11 protein-coding genes and 3 rRNA genes are annotated in these 15978 nt (G+C 64.5%); 1 reads left to right on the top strand and 13 read right to left on the bottom strand.

Annotated elements, in window-relative coordinates; genetic code table 11:
- Position 1: 1 nt before the first annotated feature.
- The 10 genes from ACQEVY_RS27050 to ACQEVY_RS27005 form a co-directional block, all read right to left on the bottom strand.
- On the bottom strand, positions 2-1063 hold the full coding sequence (locus tag ACQEVY_RS27050) for an NAD-dependent epimerase/dehydratase family protein (RefSeq protein ID WP_432952017.1): 1062 nt from the start codon (positions 1061-1063) through the stop codon (positions 2-4).
- 443 nt (positions 1064-1506) lie between these two features.
- Positions 1507-1605 (bottom strand): 30S ribosomal protein bS22, encoded by a 99-nt coding sequence (locus ACQEVY_RS27045; RefSeq protein WP_003948845.1) that lies wholly within the window; start codon positions 1603-1605, stop codon positions 1507-1509.
- Positions 1606-1800: 195 nt separating this feature from the next.
- Positions 1801-2010 carry a helix-turn-helix domain-containing protein gene (locus ACQEVY_RS27040; protein WP_093781815.1) on the bottom strand — a complete coding sequence of 70 codons (210 nt, stop codon included), beginning with the start codon at positions 2008-2010 and terminating at the stop codon, positions 1801-1803.
- A 129-nt stretch (positions 2011-2139) separates the two neighbouring features.
- Positions 2140-2955 (bottom strand): phosphatase, encoded by an 816-nt coding sequence (locus ACQEVY_RS27035; RefSeq protein ID WP_432955414.1) that lies wholly within the window; start codon positions 2953-2955, stop codon positions 2140-2142.
- 212 nt (positions 2956-3167) lie between these two features.
- Positions 3168-4340: an acetoin utilization protein AcuC gene (locus tag ACQEVY_RS27030; protein ID WP_432952016.1), complete on the bottom strand. Its 1173-nt coding sequence runs from the start codon at positions 4338-4340 to the stop codon at positions 3168-3170.
- Positions 4291-5508: an MFS transporter gene (locus ACQEVY_RS27025; protein ID WP_432952015.1), complete on the bottom strand. Its 1218-nt coding sequence runs from the start codon at positions 5506-5508 to the stop codon at positions 4291-4293. Before ACQEVY_RS27025 ends, ACQEVY_RS27030 begins: the two co-directional genes overlap by 50 nt.
- Before the next feature lie 139 nt (positions 5509-5647).
- Positions 5648-6292 carry an HAD family hydrolase gene (locus tag ACQEVY_RS27020; RefSeq protein ID WP_432952014.1) on the bottom strand — a complete coding sequence of 215 codons (645 nt, stop codon included), beginning with the start codon at positions 6290-6292 and terminating at the stop codon, positions 5648-5650.
- Between the two features lie 61 nt (positions 6293-6353).
- A 5S ribosomal RNA gene (rrf, locus tag ACQEVY_RS27015) occupies positions 6354-6470 on the bottom strand.
- Positions 6471-6561: 91 nt separating this feature from the next.
- A 23S ribosomal RNA gene (locus ACQEVY_RS27010) occupies positions 6562-9685 on the bottom strand.
- Between the two features lie 319 nt (positions 9686-10004).
- Positions 10005-11532 (bottom strand): 16S ribosomal RNA (locus tag ACQEVY_RS27005).
- Together the 16S, 23S and 5S rRNA genes form the textbook arrangement of a ribosomal RNA operon.
- A 755-nt stretch (positions 11533-12287) precedes the next feature.
- On the opposite strand from ACQEVY_RS27005, the gene trpS reads away from it, so the two are divergent.
- Positions 12288-13286: a tryptophan--tRNA ligase gene (gene trpS / locus ACQEVY_RS27000; protein ID WP_432952013.1), complete on the top strand. Its 999-nt coding sequence runs from the start codon at positions 12288-12290 to the stop codon at positions 13284-13286.
- A gap of 72 nt (positions 13287-13358) precedes the next feature.
- Here trpS and proC read toward each other — a convergent pair whose 3' ends face one another.
- The 3 genes from proC to ACQEVY_RS26985 all read right to left on the bottom strand — a co-directional run bounded on the left by proC (position 13359) and on the right by ACQEVY_RS26985 (position 15918).
- Positions 13359-14171, bottom strand: coding sequence for a pyrroline-5-carboxylate reductase (gene proC / locus ACQEVY_RS26995; protein WP_328770851.1), 813 nt, complete (start codon positions 14169-14171; stop codon positions 13359-13361).
- 119 nt (positions 14172-14290) lie between these two features.
- Entirely contained in the window at positions 14291-15088 is a 798-nt protein-coding gene (locus ACQEVY_RS26990) for an ABC transporter permease (protein ID WP_432952012.1), read from the bottom strand.
- Positions 15085-15918 carry an ABC transporter ATP-binding protein gene (locus tag ACQEVY_RS26985; RefSeq protein ID WP_432952011.1) on the bottom strand — a complete coding sequence of 278 codons (834 nt, stop codon included), beginning with the start codon at positions 15916-15918 and terminating at the stop codon, positions 15085-15087. Before ACQEVY_RS26985 ends, ACQEVY_RS26990 begins: the two co-directional genes overlap by 4 nt.
- Between the last annotated feature and the right edge of the window lie 60 nt (positions 15919-15978).

Genomic DNA, 15978 nt, shown 5'->3' with positions numbered 1-15978 from the left:
CTCAGTTGGCGCTCTGCGTCGGGGGGTGGCCACCGCCCAGGAGGGACAGCCCGGCGATCCGGTCGACAGCCCCCGCAAGGGCTTCCGGCGGCAGGAGTCCGGGTCCGCGGCTGCGTGCGAAGTCCGCGAAGGTCTCCGCGGTCGTGTACTTCGGCCGGAAACCCAGCGTCTCGCGCATCTGCTTGGTCGCCACGACCCGGCCATGGGTGAGCAGCCGCAGCTGCTCGGGCGAGAAGTCCGTCATACCCAGCGTACGCACTGCCGTGCCCACCCAGCTGACCGCGGGCAGCGCCAGCGGAACCGTGGGCCGGCCGAGCCTGCGCGCGCACTGCGAGAGCAGCAGGACCCCGTCGCCGGCGATGTTGAACGTCCCGCTGTTGAGCGTCCCGCGCTCCGGCTCGTGCGAGGCGATCCGCAGCACGTCGATCACATCGTCCTCATGCACGAACTGCAGCCGCGGGTCATAGCCGAACACGGTCGGCAGCACGGGCAGCGAGAAGTACGCGGCCAGCGGCGAATCCGCGCTCGGCCCGAGGATGTTCGCGAACCGCAGCACGCACACGGCCACATCGGGCCTACGCCGCGCAAAGCCGCGTACGTACCCCTCGACCTCCACCGTGTCCTTCGCGAAGCCGCCGCTGGGCAGCGACTTGGGCGGCGTCGTCTCCGTGAACACGGCCGGATCCCGGGGCGCCGACCCGTACACGTTCGTACTGGACTTCACGACCAGCCGCTTGACCGCCGGGGACTTCTGGCAGGCGCCGAGCAGCTGCATGGTGCCGATGACGTTGGTCTCCTTGACCGAGGCCCGGCTGCCGCTGCCCAGTGGGGTGCCCGAGACGTCCATGTGCACGACCGTGTCGACGGAGTACTCGGCGAGCAGGCGCGCGATCGTGGGTTGCCTTATGTCGGCCCGTACGAAATCGGCTCCGCCCAGGTGGTGCTCGGGCTGGACCGCGTCCACGGCGACCACCCGGTCCACCTCGGGGTCACGCTGGATCCGCCGTACGAAACGGCCCCCGAGCTGCCGGGCCGCTCCGGTCACGAGCACGATCTTCCCCAAGATCAGCGCCTTCCTTCCAGCCCTAGGTGGCTTCCTGCTCGTACTCTTCGCACTCTGCCGCGTTCCCCGTGGCGGCCCACGTTAGCGGGTAGATGTTGCGCTGTGGTGACCGCTCGATGCACGAAGTCACGACGGACGCGGACGGACGACGAGACCAAGCCAACGACGTTCCACTGGACCCAGCCAACGACATCCCATCGGACGCAGCCAACGACGTTCCGCCGGACGCGATCGGCGACGTACGACCCGAACATGCCGATGTCGTACGACCCGGCCAATCCGACGTCGTACGACCACACCGCACCGACCGGGTATGGCTGTGGCCCCCCACCGATGAGTGGGAGGCCACAGAGCGCCTGCTTTTCGCATCGGCGCGCAACACCGTGGGCACGGCCGTAAGGGCGGGTCCGCCGGGGCGGGTTCACGGCCCTACGACCTACTGCCTACTTCTTGTTGCGACGCTGAACGCGCGTGCGCTTGAGCAGCTTGCGGTGCTTCTTCTTCGCCATCCGCTTACGCCGCTTTTTGATAACAGAGCCCACGACTACCCTCGCTCACTTCTCGGACAACCCCCGCAGCAGCGGGGACAATCACTCGGTGCGGGGCTGCATTGGGGCCCACACGACCTACGGGGGGCCAGCCTACCCCGACAGAGCTCCGAGCTTGTAATCGAGGTGATCCAGGGGGAAACCGGGGACGACCACGAGGGCCGTCACCGGCATCCACCGGAGTCGCCGTCAGGCGGTTTCCACCCCCACGTAGGACTCGCGAAGGTACTCGTGAACCGCTTGCTCCGGGACTCGGAATGACCTCCCGACCCGGATCGCGGGCAGATGACCGCTGTGCACCAGCCGGTACACGGTCATCTTCGACACTCGCATCACCGAGGCGACTTCCGCCACGGTAAGGAACTGAACCTCGTTCAGAGGCCTCTCGCCAGCAGCCATGACACACCTGAACCTTCCGCACTCGACGGTCACCGGCTTCCCCTTCCGGTGACACTTCGTCGTTGCGTGCTCACTCCCCAATGTAGGGGCGGGTGATGCGAGTGGGGAAGAGGGGATGCCATCTGGCAGCTACTGTGACAGACACGCTCGATTGAGTACATAGCGAGTAAGCGGCCGGTAGTAAGCAGACCGCACAGCGTCATCAAGCGGAACGGCGACGGACACCCGCCCCTCCGCCTCCCCGACGAACAGCGCCGGATCGTCCGTATCGCCAAACCCTATGGTGTCGAACCCCAGCTGACCTGCACCGCAGACCCAGCCGTGGTCTCCGATCACGAGTTCCGGGAGGGGCCCGCCGGCTTCCGCGGCGGCCGCCAGCGCCAGTCGAACCGGGAGCGGCGAATGCGAGTGTGCGCCGGTCGCACAACCGGTGGCCTGAGCCCCTGGTTCGCGTACCAGCGCGACACCTTGTACGTAGTCAAGGTTGTGCGTGCGTAGACCGAACCGGGTCGTTATGTCGACACAGCTACCCTGCGCGGGGGTGAGCACGGCACATCCCGCCGCCGACAGGGCGTCCGCGAGAGCGGCGTAGAAACCGAGCAGTCGGTGCGGGTGGCCGGTGCCCAGGAGCACCGGGGAACGGTTACGGGCTGCCACCTGGAGCCGCTCCGCGAAGGCATCAAGAGCCGCCAACGTCCGCTCAGGATCGATCACATCGTGACCGGATGTGTGTCGTGGGTCGCCTGAGACTCCGCACTTGTCAGCCATCAAGGCAATCAAATCCGGCTGTTTCCACGTCCATTCCGGGTCGAGCCCAATCAGCACACGGGGATCCCGAGCCGCGAAGAGCCGATAACTCCGCAGACTCTGCTCCCGCGAGGTAGCCACAGGCCCGGCCAACCGCGCAGCCAGCAGATGCGCACGCAACGCTCCAGCACTCAACACACTCCGATGCTGGCGCATGTGCCACTGGCGCAAGCCGAAAACGCCGAAAGCCCGCACGGTCGGAGTACTGCGCGCTGTGGGCAATCGTTCCGCAGGGCGGAACGGGTGGGCACAGCGACAAGTACCGGGTGCCGGAAAACACGGCCCGACTGCCCGGGGGCTTGGGGCGAAGCCCCAACTTCGGGAAGGGGCGGGCTTGGGGAAGAAAACCCCTACGCCAACAACCCCCGCAGCGGAAACACGGCCCGCCGAGCCGCAACAATCGCCTGGTCAAGCCGGTCGGCAGGGTCGTACCCGTCCTCCCAAGCCTTCCAGGCCACCGGCCACCGCCCATCCGTCATCCGCGCCGGCGCCAACTGCCGCGTACGAGCGAACACTTCCTGCCGCCACTCCTCAGGAATCCCCGCCTCGGGCGCGATCTCCCGCCCCGCGGCAATGGCGACCAGATGCGTCCAGGACCGCGGCACCACATCCACCACCGCGTACCCCCCGCCCCCGAGCGCGACCCACCGCCCCTCGGCATACTCATGCGCCAGGTCATGACAAGCGACCTGCACCGCCCGCTGCGCATCCAGCGAAACGGCCAGATGAGCCAGCGGATCCTCGAAGTGCGTATCGGCCCCGTGCTGAGTCACCAGCACCTGCGGCCGGAAGTCCGCGATCAACTCCGGCACCACGGAGTGAAAGGCCCGCAGCCACCCCGCGTCCCCGGTCCCGGCCGGCAACGCCACGTTCACGGCGGAGCCCTCCGCCGAGTCCGCCCCTGTCTCCTCCGGCCAGCCGGTCTGCGGGAACAACGTCCGAGGATGCTCGTGCAACGAGATCGTCAGCACCCGCGGATCCTCCCAGAACGCGGACTGCACCCCGTCCCCGTGATGCACATCCACATCGATGTACGCGACCCGCTCCGCCCCCAGCTCCAACAGCCGCGCGATCGCCAGCGACGCATCGTTGTAGATGCAGAACCCCGACGCCCCGCCGGGCATCGCATGATGCAGCCCACCCGCGAAGTTCACCGCGTGCGAGACGTCCCCGCGCCACACCGCCTCGGCCGCCCCCACCGACTGCCCGGCGATCAGCGCGGACACCTCGTGCATCCCGGCGAAGGCGGGATCGTCCATGGTCCCCAGGCCGTACGACATGTCCGCCGCCCGAGGATCCACGGAAGCGGCCTTCACCGCCTCGACGTAGTCCGCGCGATGCACGAGCCGCAGCGTCGACTCCCCGGCCGCCTTCGCCGCGACCACGTCCACCTCACGATCGAGCCCGAAGGCATGCACCAGTCGCCGGGTCAACGCCAGCCGGACCGGATCCATCGGGTGATCCGGACCGAAGTCATAGCCCGTTACTGCCTCGTCCCACATCAGCTGTGCGCGGCCGCTCATGCCCGTCACCGTATCGGTCCGGTTGAGGAGCGAACGAACGGGCGTACAGAAGTGTCACCAGCACCAACACCATCGGCACAAGCATCGCCCCGCGATACGACCACGCATCGCCCAGGGCTCCCACGAGGGGCGAACCGATCAAGAAGCCCACATAGTTGAAGATATTCAGCCGAGCGATGGCAGCATCCGCCGCACCGGGGAACAGCCGCCCTGCCGCCGCGAAAGTCTGCGGTACGAGCACGCACAACCCGAGCCCCAGCAACGTAAAGCCGAGCATCCCGACCCACGCCCCAGGCGCCACCGCCACCACCGCGAACCCCACGGCCGCGACGACCGACCCCAGCCGTACGACCGCCACGGCCCCGAACCGCCGCACCCCGAAGTCCCCAATGGCCCGCCCGAGCAGCGTCGTGACCATGTAGACGTTGTACGGCACGGTCGCCAGCTCCTCAGAACTGCCCAGCACGTCCTCCAGATACTTGGCGCTCCAGTTGGAGACGGTCGAGTCCCCGATGTACGCGAAGGTCATCACCAGACACAGCGGCAACAGCAGCTTGAAGGCGACGGGTTGAGCCCCGGCCGCCTCCTTCGGCTCCTCGGCGCCGGGTCCGCCCCCGTCGACGTACCACCGACTCCCCACCAGAGCGACGGGCAACAGCACCACGACGACCGGCAGATACGACACGAACAGGTGCAGATCCCAGTGCGCCCCGACCCACGCGAGCGAGGCCCCGACGATCCCGCCGAGGCTGTACACCGCGTGGAAGCCGAGCATGATGCTGCGCCCGTACGCGTGCTGAAGGCTGACCCCGAGCATGTTCATGGACGCGTCGAGCGCGCCGACGGCCAGCCCGAACGCGGCCAGCGACAACCCGATCTCCCACAGCCCGTCACCGGCTCCGACACCGAGCAGCGCGAGCAGCACGACGGGCTGCGACCAGCGCAGTACGTGACTGGGCGGCACCCGCTTGACCAGCTGCTCCGTGCAGACGCTGCCGACGCCGGCGAGCACCGGCACAGCAGCGAGGAAGGCGGGCAACAGGGCGTCGGATATCCCGTACTGGTCCTGGATCGCGGGAATCCGCGTCACCAGCAGCGCAAAAGCCACACCCTGAGCGAAGAAGCTGAACGCCAACGAAGCCCGGCCGCGCCGCAGCACATCTGTCATGGCGGATCAGCGTACGGGTGCGGCTTACTCGTGGGTAGATAGATCGGAAGATGAATTTTGCTCATCTTCTGAGCAGGTGTCAGGATCCGGATGCTGAGGGGCTTCAGGATCGGTGGGGAGCTTCGCGCTGGAGGGAGCTTCAGGAGATGAGTGCGGGCAGCTCCTGCATCTCGCTGAAGAGTCGGGTAGCGCCCGCGAGCCGCTCGGCGGGCGTCATCGCCGTGAACGCGTACACATCCATGCCCGCCGCGACAGCCGCCCGCACCCCGAGCGGGCTGTCCTCGACGACCACACATCGCTCCGGCCGGACCCCCATCCGCTCGGCCGCGAACAGAAACAGATCCGGCGCCGGCTTCCCCCGCCCCACATCCTGCGAACTGAAGATCCGCGCGTCCTCGAACCACCGCTCGAGCCCGGCCGCCCGATGCCCCACCCGAATCCGCTCATGACTCCCGGAAGACGCCACACAGTACGCAACCCCGTCCGCGGCCAGCTTTTCCAGCACCTCTACGGCCCCGGGGACCGGCCCCAACTCCCGCTCGAATGCGGCGAATACGCGCCCATGGAAGACCTCGTCGAAGTCCTCGGGCAACCGCTGACCAGTCCGTTCCAGTACAAGGTCGTGTACGCGATGCATGGCGGCGCCCATGTAGTCCCGCAGGGAGTCCTCGTACGAGGTCAGGTGCCCGAGCTCGGTGAGATAGGCGGCGAGCAACTTATTGGAAATCGGCTCGCTGTCCACGAGCACGCCGTCGTTGTCGAAGATGACGAGGTCATAGCGCATAACAAAGACTGTAAACGCAGAAAACCCCCTTACCAATGGTAAGGGGGTTTTCTCAATATTTGTTCGGCGGTGTCCTACTCTCCCACAGGGTCCCCCCTGCAGTACCATCGGCGCTGTAAGGCTTAGCTTCCGGGTTCGGAATGTAACCGGGCGTTTCCCTCACGCTATGACCACCGAAACACTATGAAACACTCAACCGGCAACCGTCCTGTGGCCCAGGACAGGGGTTGTTCGTGGTTTCAGAACCAACACAGTGGACGCGAGCAGCTGAGGACAAGCCCTCGGCCTATTAGTACCAGTCACCTCCACCCGTTACCGGGCTTCCAGATCTGGCCTATCAACCCAGTAGTCTCCTGGGAGCCTTAACCCCTCATAGGGGGTGGGAGTCCTCATCTCGAAGCAGGCTTCCCGCTTAGATGCTTTCAGCGGTTATCCCTCCCGAACGTAGCCAACCAGCCATGCCCTTGGCAGAACAACTGGCACACCAGAGGTTCGTCCGTCCCGGTCCTCTCGTACTAGGGACAGCCCTTCTCAAGACTCCTACGCGCACAGCGGATAGGGACCGAACTGTCTCACGACGTTCTAAACCCAGCTCGCGTACCGCTTTAATGGGCGAACAGCCCAACCCTTGGGACCGACTCCAGCCCCAGGATGCGACGAGCCGACATCGAGGTGCCAAACCATCCCGTCGATATGGACTCTTGGGGAAGATCAGCCTGTTATCCCCGGGGTACCTTTTATCCGTTGAGCGACGGCGCTTCCACAAGCCACCGCCGGATCACTAGTCCCGACTTTCGTCCCTGCTCGACCCGTCGGTCTCACAGTCAAGCTCCCTTGTGCACTTACACTCACCACCTGATTGCCAACCAGGCTGAGGGAACCTTTGGGCGCCTCCGTTACTCTTTAGGAGGCAACCGCCCCAGTTAAACTACCCATCAGACACTGTCCCCGATCCGGATCACGGACCCGGGTTAGACATCCAGCACGACCAGACTGGTATTTCAACGACGACTCCCCCACCACTGGCGTGGCAAGTTCACAGTCTCCCAGCTATCCTACACAAGCCGAACCGAACACCAATATCAAACTGTAGTAAAGGTCCCGGGGTCTTTCCGTCCTGCTGCGCGAAACGAGCATCTTTACTCGTAGTGCAATTTCACCGGGCCTATGGTTGAGACAGTCGAGAAGTCGTTACGCCATTCGTGCAGGTCGGAACTTACCCGACAAGGAATTTCGCTACCTTAGGATGGTTATAGTTACCACCGCCGTTTACTGGCGCTTAAGTTCTCAGCTTCGCACGCCCGAAAGCGCACTAACCGGTCCCCTTAACGTTCCAGCACCGGGCAGGCGTCAGTCCGTATACCTCGCCTTACGGCTTCGCACGGACCTGTGTTTTTAGTAAACAGTCGCTTCTCGCTGGTCTCTGCGGCCACCCCCAGCTCACCGTGCAAAACGGATCACCAAGAATGGCCCCCCTTCTCCCGAAGTTACGGGGGCATTTTGCCGAGTTCCTTAACCATAGTTCACCCGAACGCCTCGGTATTCTCTACCTGACCACCTGAGTCGGTTTAGGGTACGGGCCGCCATAAAACTCGCTAGAGGCTTTTCTCGACAGCATAGGATCATCCACTTCACCACAATCGGCTCGGCATCAGGTCTCACCCACAAGTGCGACGGATTTGCCTATCGCACGGGCTACACCCTTACCCCGGGACAACCACCGCCCGGGCTGGACTACCTTCCTGCGTCACCCCATCACTCACCTACTACCAGATCGGGTCACCGGCTCCACCACTCCCCTCAACTCCGAAGAGATCAGGGCGGCTTCACGGGCTTAGCATCACTGGATTCGATGTTTGACGCTTCACAGCGGGTACCGGAATATCAACCGGTTCTCCATCGACTACGCCTGTCGGCCTCGCCTTAGGTCCCGACTTACCCTGGGCAGATCAGCTTGACCCAGGAACCCTTAGTCAATCGGCGCACACGTTTCCCACGTGTGAATCGCTACTCATGCCTGCATTCTCACTCGTGAACCGTCCACAACTCGCTTCCGCGGCTGCTTCACCCGGCACACGACGCTCCCCTACCCATCACAGCGGGCGTTGGCCCTCATGCTGCAATGACACGACTTCGGCGGTACGCTTGAGCCCCGCTACATTGTCGGCGCGGAATCACTTGACCAGTGAGCTATTACGCACTCTTTCAAGGGTGGCTGCTTCTAAGCCAACCTCCTGGTTGTCTCTGCGACTCCACATCCTTTCCCACTTAGCGTACGCTTAGGGGCCTTAGTCGATGCTCTGGGCTGTTTCCCTCTCGACCATGGAGCTTATCCCCCACAGTCTCACTGCCGCGCTCTCACTTACCGGCATTCGGAGTTTGGCTAAGGTCAGTAACCCGGTAGGGCCCATCGCCTATCCAGTGCTCTACCTCCGGCAAGAAACACACGACGCTGCACCTAAATGCATTTCGGGGAGAACCAGCTATCACGGAGTTTGATTGGCCTTTCACCCCTAACCACAGGTCATCCCCCAGGTTTTCAACCCTGGTGGGTTCGGCCCTCCACACGGTCTTACCCGCGCTTCAGCCTGCCCATGGCTAGATCACTCCGCTTCGGGTCTTGAGCGCGCTACTGAATCGCCCTGTTCGGACTCGCTTTCGCTACGGCTCCCCCACACGGGTTAACCTCGCAACACACCGCAAACTCGCAGGCTCATTCTTCAAAAGGCACGCAGTCACGAGAATGAAGACAAGTCTTCATTCCGACGCTCCCACGGCTTGTAGGCACACGGTTTCAGGTACTATTTCACTCCCCTCCCGGGGTACTTTTCACCATTCCCTCACGGTACTATCCGCTATCGGTCACCAGGGAATATTTAGGCTTAGCGGGTGGTCCCGCCAGATTCACACGGGATTTCTCGGGCCCCGTGCTACTTGGGTGTCTCTCAAACGAGTCGCTGACGTTTCGACTACGGGGGTCTTACCCTCTACGCCGGACCTTTCGCATGTCCTTCGCCTACATCAACGATTTCTGACTCGTCCTGCCGCCGGCAGACGACAGAAGAGAGATCCCACAACCCCGTACACGCAACCCCTGCCGGGTCTCACACGTATACGGTTTAGCCTCATCCGGTTTCGCTCGCCACTACTCCCGGAATCACGGTTGTTTTCTCTTCCTGCGGGTACTGAGATGTTTCACTTCCCCGCGTTCCCTCCACACCGCCTATGTGTTCAGCAGTGGGTGACAGCCCATGACGACTGCCGGGTTTCCCCATTCGGAAACCCCCGGATCAAAGTCTGGTTGACGACTCCCCGGGGACTATCGCGGCCTCCCACGTCCTTCATCGGTTCCTGGTACCAAGGCATCCACCGTGCGCCCTTAAAAACTTGGCCACAGATGCTCGCGTCCACTGTGCAGTTCTCAAACAACGACCAACCACCCACCACCCCGAACCATCCGGTTCGAGTTCACTGGGGCCGGCAACCGAAGGCAACCGGGCTTCCGCCCGTGCCTTCAGACACCCAACAGCGTGCCCGACACCCTCGCCCCTCCTGGTCTGCGGTCCACGCTCCGAAGAGCAGTACTGGCAGCCCGAGTGGGCTGAGTGTGCCGAATAATCAACGTTCCACCCATGAGCAACCACCGTCGGACATGCGCCGACGTTATGGCTCTGGACCACCAGACGAGGTCTGGCGGCCAGGTGCTCCTTAGAAAGGAGGTGATCCAGCCGCACCTTCCGGTACGGCTACCTTGTTACGACTTCGTCCCAATCGCCAGTCCCACCTTCGACCGCTCCCTCCAGACAAGCTGGTTGGGCCACGGGCTTCGGGTGTTACCGACTTTCGTGACGTGACGGGCGGTGTGTACAAGGCCCGGGAACGTATTCACCGCAGCACTGCTGATCTGCGATTACTAGCAACTCCGACTTCATGGGGTCGAGTTGCAGACCCCAATCCGAACTGAGACCGGCTTTTTGAGATTCGCTCCACCTTGCGGTATCGCAGCTCATTGTACCGGCCATTGTAGCACGTGTGCAGCCCAAGACATAAGGGGCATGATGACTTGACGTCGTCCCCACCTTCCTCCGAGTTGACCCCGGCGGTCTCCCGTGAGTCCCCAACCCTCCGAAGAGGTTGCTGGCAACACGGGACAAGGGTTGCGCTCGTTGCGGGACTTAACCCAACATCTCACGACACGAGCTGACGACAGCCATGCACCACCTGTACACCGACCACAAGGGGGGCACCATCTCTGATGCTTTCCGGCGTATGTCAAGCCTTGGTAAGGTTCTTCGCGTTGCGTCGAATTAAGCCACATGCTCCGCTGCTTGTGCGGGCCCCCGTCAATTCCTTTGAGTTTTAGCCTTGCGGCCGTACTCCCCAGGCGGGGCACTTAATGCGTTAGCTGCGGCACGGACAACGTGGAATGTTGCCCACACCTAGTGCCCACCGTTTACGGCGTGGACTACCAGGGTATCTAATCCTGTTCGCTCCCCACGCTTTCGCTCCTCAGCGTCAGTATCGGCCCAGAGATCCGCCTTCGCCACCGGTGTTCCTCCTGATATCTGCGCATTTCACCGCTACACCAGGAATTCCGATCTCCCCTACCGAACTCTAGCCTGCCCGTATCGACTGCAGACCCGGGGTTAAGCCCCGGGCTTTCACAACCGACGCGACAAGCCGCCTACGAGCTCTTTACGCCCAATAATTCCGGACAACGCTTGCGCCCTACGTATTACCGCGGCTGCTGGCACGTAGTTAGCCGGCGCTTCTTCTGCAGGTACCGTCACTTGCGCTTCTTCCCTGCTGAAAGGGGTTTACAACCCGAAGGCCGTCATCCCCCACGCGGCGTCGCTGCATCAGGCTTGCGCCCATTGTGCAATATTCCCCACTGCTGCCTCCCGTAGGAGTCTGGGCCGTGTCTCAGTCCCAGTGTGGCCGGTCGCCCTCTCAGGCCGGCTACCCGTCGTCGCCTTGGTGAGCCATTACCTCACCAACAAGCTGATAGGCCGCGGGCTCATCCTTCACCGCCGGAGCTTTTAACCTCCACTCAGGAGAGTGGAAGTGTTATCCGGTATTAGACCCCGTTTCCAGGGCTTGTCCCAGAGTGAAGGGCAGATTGCCCACGTGTTACTCACCCGTTCGCCACTAATCCCCACCGAAGTGGTTCATCGTTCGACTTGCATGTGTTAAGCACGCCGCCAGCGTTCGTCCTGAGCCAGGATCAAACTCTCCGTGAATGTATTCCCGACTGTGCCTAATTAAAGACTGCGGGATGACACCACGAGAGCGGAACCCCCCGCGGAATGAACGGAAGGGTTCACAGCGTCCTCGCTGTGTTTTCTTCAAAGGAACCTCGCCACCAGGAACAATCCCGGTGTCGGGGTATCAACATATCTGGCGTTGATTTTTGGCACGCTGTTGAGTTCTCAAGGAACGGACGCTTCCTTTGTACTCACCCTCGCGGGCTTTCCTCCGGGCTTCCCTTCGGTCTTGCGTTCTCGACTCTACCAGACCCTTTCGGGCCCGATTCCCAGTCGAAAGTGGGCTGTCTTCACGGCTGTTCGGGCCGTTCCGACGAGTGAGACTTTAGCGGAATCTCCGGCCCCGAGCTAATCGGGGTCGCGTCCTTTCGAACGCCGATTCCTCATTCCGTAAACACGCATGAAAACGAGCCGACGACGGATCGTCGTTCGTTAGGTACTTACTGCGGAATGGCCGTCCGGGGACCGACCGGAGTCGGCGCTCACGTCGGACAACTCGGAGAACAGTACGGAGCGGCTTCGGGCGTGTCAACTCGGCGCCGTAGAGCACCCGGGAGGGGTACTCTCGGATCTATGACAACGCATGCGTGCACCCAGCTGTGGTGGGCCGCCTGAGGGCGGCCGAGTTCACGTATGCACTCAACGGCCGCCGCTTCGGCGGCCGTTCTTGTTTCTCCCTCCTGGAGAGCCCGGCCGGCGGGCAGCGGTGGTCCTGACCAGGAGGTAGAGAGATGACGCGGATCTTCAGCGGGGTCAAGCCGACGGGGCATCTGACGCTGGGGAACTACCTGGGGGCCGTACGGCGTTGGGCCGATGTCGATCAGCATCGCGCCGACGCACTGTTCTGTGTCGTCGACCTGCATGCGCTGACCGTGGATCACGATCCAGGGCGGGTGCGCAGGCTCAGTCGGCAGGCGGCCACGCTGTTGTTGGCCTCAGGGCTCGATCCCAAGCTGTGCACCGTGTTCGTACAGAGTCATGTGGATGAGCATGCGCGGCTGTCGTATCTGCTGGAGTGCGTGGCTTCGGACGGCGAGATGCGGCGGATGATCCAGTACAAGGAGAAGGCCGCGCGGGAGCGGACGCGGGGTGGGAGCGTACGGCTGTCGCTGCTGACGTATCCGGTGCTGATGGCGGCGGACATCCTGGCGTACGGGACGGCTGAGGTGCCGGTCGGGGACGACCAGACGCAGCATGTGGAGCTGGCGCGGGATCTGGCGGTGCGGTTCAACCAGCGGTACGGGCAGACGTTCGTGGTGCCTCGGGCCACGCATCCGGTGGTGGCGACGCGGGTGATGAACCTTCAGGAGCCGACGTCGAAGATGGGGAAGTCCGAGGATGTCGGGCCGGGGATCGTGTATCTGCTCGATGAGCCGGAGGTGATCTGGAAGAAGATCATGCGGGCGGTGACCGACAGCGGGCGGGATGTCGTGTACGACCCGGAGGGACGGCCGGGGGTCTCGAATCTGCTGGAGATCCTCGCGGCCTGTGAAAGTGGGAACCCCGAAGGCCTGGCCGGTGTATATGAGTCGTACGGATCTTTGAAGAAGGACACCGCCGACGCTGTGGTCGAGCTCCTCAGGCCCGTACAGGAGAAGCACAGGGAGTTGTGCGCGGACCCTGCGTACGTGGAGGGGGTGTTGCGGGATGGTGCGGAGAAGGCCAGAGAGATGGCGCGGCCGACGGTGGACGCGGCCTACCGGGCGATCGGGTTGCTTTCGCCGGCGTGACGGCTGAGTTGGTCTGAGCGGGCGCCGGGTGTCTGGACGGGCGGGGTCCAGGCCCGGCGCCGGGGGTGGGCGTCAGGTGTTGCTGCCGGAGGCCAGTTCGCGGCCGCGGTCGCGGGCTGCCTCGATTGCGGCGATGAGGGCGGCTCGTACGCCGTGGTTCTCCAGTTCGCGGATGGCGTTGATCGTGGTGCCCGCGGGGGATGTGACGTTCTCGCGGAGTTTCACGGGGTGTTCGCCGCTGTCGCGGAGCATCACGGCGGCGCCGATCGCGGACTGGACGATGAGGTCGTGTGCCTTTTCGCGGGGCAGGCCGAGGAGGATGCCCGCGTCGGTCATGGCCTCGACCAGGTAGAAGAAGTACGCCGGTCCTGAGCCGGAGAGGGCGGTGCAGGCGTCCTGTTGGGACTCGGGGACGCGGAGCGTCTTGCCTACGGCGCCGAAGATCTCCTCGGCGTGGGCGAGGTGTTCGGCGGTGGCGTGGCTGCCGGCGGAGATGACGGACATGGCCTCGTCGACGAGGGCGGGGGTGTTCGTCATGACACGGACGACGGGGGTGCCTTGGGCGAGGCGCTCCTCGAAGAAGGAGGTGGGGATGCCTGCCGCACCGCTTATGACGAGGCGGTCGGCGGGGACGTGTGGGGCCAGTTCGACGAGGAGGGTGCCCATGTCCTGGGGCTTGACCGTGAGGATGAGGGTGTCGGCGGTCTTGGCTGCCTCGGGGTTGGTCACCGGGGTGACGCCGTAGCGGGTGCGGAGCTCTTCGGCTCGCTCCGTGCGGCGTGCGGTGACCAGGAGGTCGGCGGGGGACCAGCCGGCTCGGATCATTCCGCTGAGCAGGGCTTCGCCGATCTTGCCGGTGCCGAGAACTGCGACTTTCTGGGTCATGTTCGGTTGCCCTCCGGGCGGGGGTGGTGCGTCGTCCAGGGCCCATCCTCGCACCGGGGTCGCGGGGTGGGTCGCCGTGTCCGCTGAGCGGGATGGGCGGCACCCCCTGGGCTGGGGCGTCAGGCGGTGCGGCGGCGGAGGGTTGCGGCGCCGAGGGTGAGGACCAGGAGGGCACAGGCGGCGACGATCAGTACGTCTCGGATGAAGTCGGCGGTGACGTCGGTGTGCAGGAGGACTTCGTTCATGCCGTCGACCGCGTACGACATGGGGAGGACGTTGGAGATGCCTTCGAGGACGGGGTGCATGTTGGGACGGGGAGTGAACAGGCCGCAGAGGAGGAGCTGGGGGAAGATCACCGCCGGCATGAACTGCACGGCCTGGAACTCCGAGGAGGCGAAGGCCGAGACGAAGAGACCGAGGGCCGTGCCCAGCAGAGCGTCGAGGAGAGCCACGAGCAGGAGGAGCCAGGCCGAGCCCGTGACGTCGAGACCCAGGGCCCAGACGGCGAGACCGGTGGCGAGGGCGGACTGGACGATGGCGAGGGCGCCGAAGGCGAGGGCGTAGCCCGCGATGAGGTCGGCCTTGCCGAGGGGCATGGCGAGGAGGCGTTCCAGGGTGCCGGAGGTGCGTTCGCGGAGGGTGGCGATAGACGTCACCAGGAACATCGTGATCAGCGGGAAAATGCCGAGGAGGGAGGCGCCGATGTTGTCGAAGGTGCGCTGGCTGCCGTCGAAGACGTAGCGCAGCAGGAACAGCATCACGCACGGGATGAGGATCATCAGCGCGATGGTGCGCGGGTCGTGGCGGAGTTGGCGCAGGACCCGGGCCGCGGTGGCGGTGGTGCGGGAGGCGTTCAGCGCGCTCGTCGGGGCGGGCGCCATGGTCGTGGGCGTACTCGTATTCGTGGTGGTGCTCATCGCGTCGTCTCCTTTGTGCGGCTCGCCGCGACCGCCTCGTCGACCAGGTGCAGGAAGGCTGCCTCGACTGTCTCGGAGTCGGTGCGCTGGCGCAGGGCGTCGGGGGTGTCGTCGGCGAGGATCTCGCCCTCGCGCATGAGGAGGAGGCGGTGGCAGCGCTCGGCCTCGTCCATGACGTGGGAGGAGATCAGGAGGGTGGCGCCGCGTTCTGCGGCGATGGCGTGGAAGAGGTTCCACAGGTCACGGCGGAGTACGGGGTCCAGGCCGACCGTGGGTTCGTCGAGGACCAGGAGTTCGGGGGTGCCGAGGAGGGCCACCGCCAGGGAGACGCGGCTGCGCTGGCCGCCGGAGAGGTTGCCGGCCAGGGCGTCGGCGTGGCTGATGAGGTCGACGTCGGCGATGGCGTGGGTGACGTTCTCGTGCCGTCGCTCGGCGGAGCCGCGGCCGGGGTCCAGGATCGCGGCGAAGTATTCGAGGTTCTGGCGGATCGTCAGGTCGTCGTAGACGGAGGGGGCTTGGGTGACGTAGCCGATGCGGGCGCGGAGGGTGGGGTGGCCGGCGGGGCGGTCGAGGACGTCGAGGGTGCCGGTGACCTTGGCCTGGGTGCCGACGATCGCGCGCATCAGGGTCGACTTGCCGCAGCCGGAAGGACCGAGGAGGCCGGTGACCTCGCCGCGCGGGACGGTGAAGTCGAGACCGCGCAGGACCGTGCGGGGGCCACGGACGACGGTGAGGCCTTCTGCGCGGACGGCGGGGGCGCCTGGTGTGCCGGGTGCCTCGTCGGGGCGGGGTGCTCCCTCGTTGGGTGGCCTGGACGCGTAATTCATCATGTGATGAATAATCCTCGCGGGGGGGTGGGTGCGTCAAGGGGAGGTGTGCGATGGCATGGG

This window comes from Streptomyces sp. CA-288835, assembly GCF_050936385.1.
Taxonomy (GTDB): Bacteria; Actinomycetota; Actinomycetes; order Streptomycetales; family Streptomycetaceae; genus Streptomyces.
Note: the sequence above shows the minus strand (reverse complement) of the source record. Positions and strands in the feature narration are given on the sequence as shown.

What these genes read in the sequence shown, in the direction of transcription:
- ACQEVY_RS27040 (WP_093781815.1), bottom strand. Translation starts at nt 2,010, where the DNA reads ATGGCTGCTGGCGAGAGGCCTCTGAACGAGGTTCAGTTCCTTACCGTG.
- ACQEVY_RS27030 (WP_432952016.1), bottom strand. Translation starts at nt 4,340, where the DNA reads ATGAGCGGCCGCGCACAGCTGATGTGGGACGAGGCAGTAACGGGCTAT.
- ACQEVY_RS27025 (WP_432952015.1), bottom strand. Translation starts at nt 5,508, where the DNA reads ATGACAGATGTGCTGCGGCGCGGCCGGGCTTCGTTGGCGTTCAGCTTC.
- ACQEVY_RS27020 (WP_432952014.1), bottom strand. Translation starts at nt 6,292, where the DNA reads ATGCGCTATGACCTCGTCATCTTCGACAACGACGGCGTGCTCGTGGAC.
- trpS (WP_432952013.1), top strand. Translation starts at nt 12,288, where the DNA reads ATGACGCGGATCTTCAGCGGGGTCAAGCCGACGGGGCATCTGACGCTG.
- proC (WP_328770851.1), bottom strand. Translation starts at nt 14,171, where the DNA reads ATGACCCAGAAAGTCGCAGTTCTCGGCACCGGCAAGATCGGCGAAGCC.
- ACQEVY_RS26990 (WP_432952012.1), bottom strand. Translation starts at nt 15,088, where the DNA reads ATGAGCACCACCACGAATACGAGTACGCCCACGACCATGGCGCCCGCC.
- ACQEVY_RS26985 (WP_432952011.1), bottom strand. Translation starts at nt 15,918, where the DNA reads ATGATGAATTACGCGTCCAGGCCACCCAACGAGGGAGCACCCCGCCCC.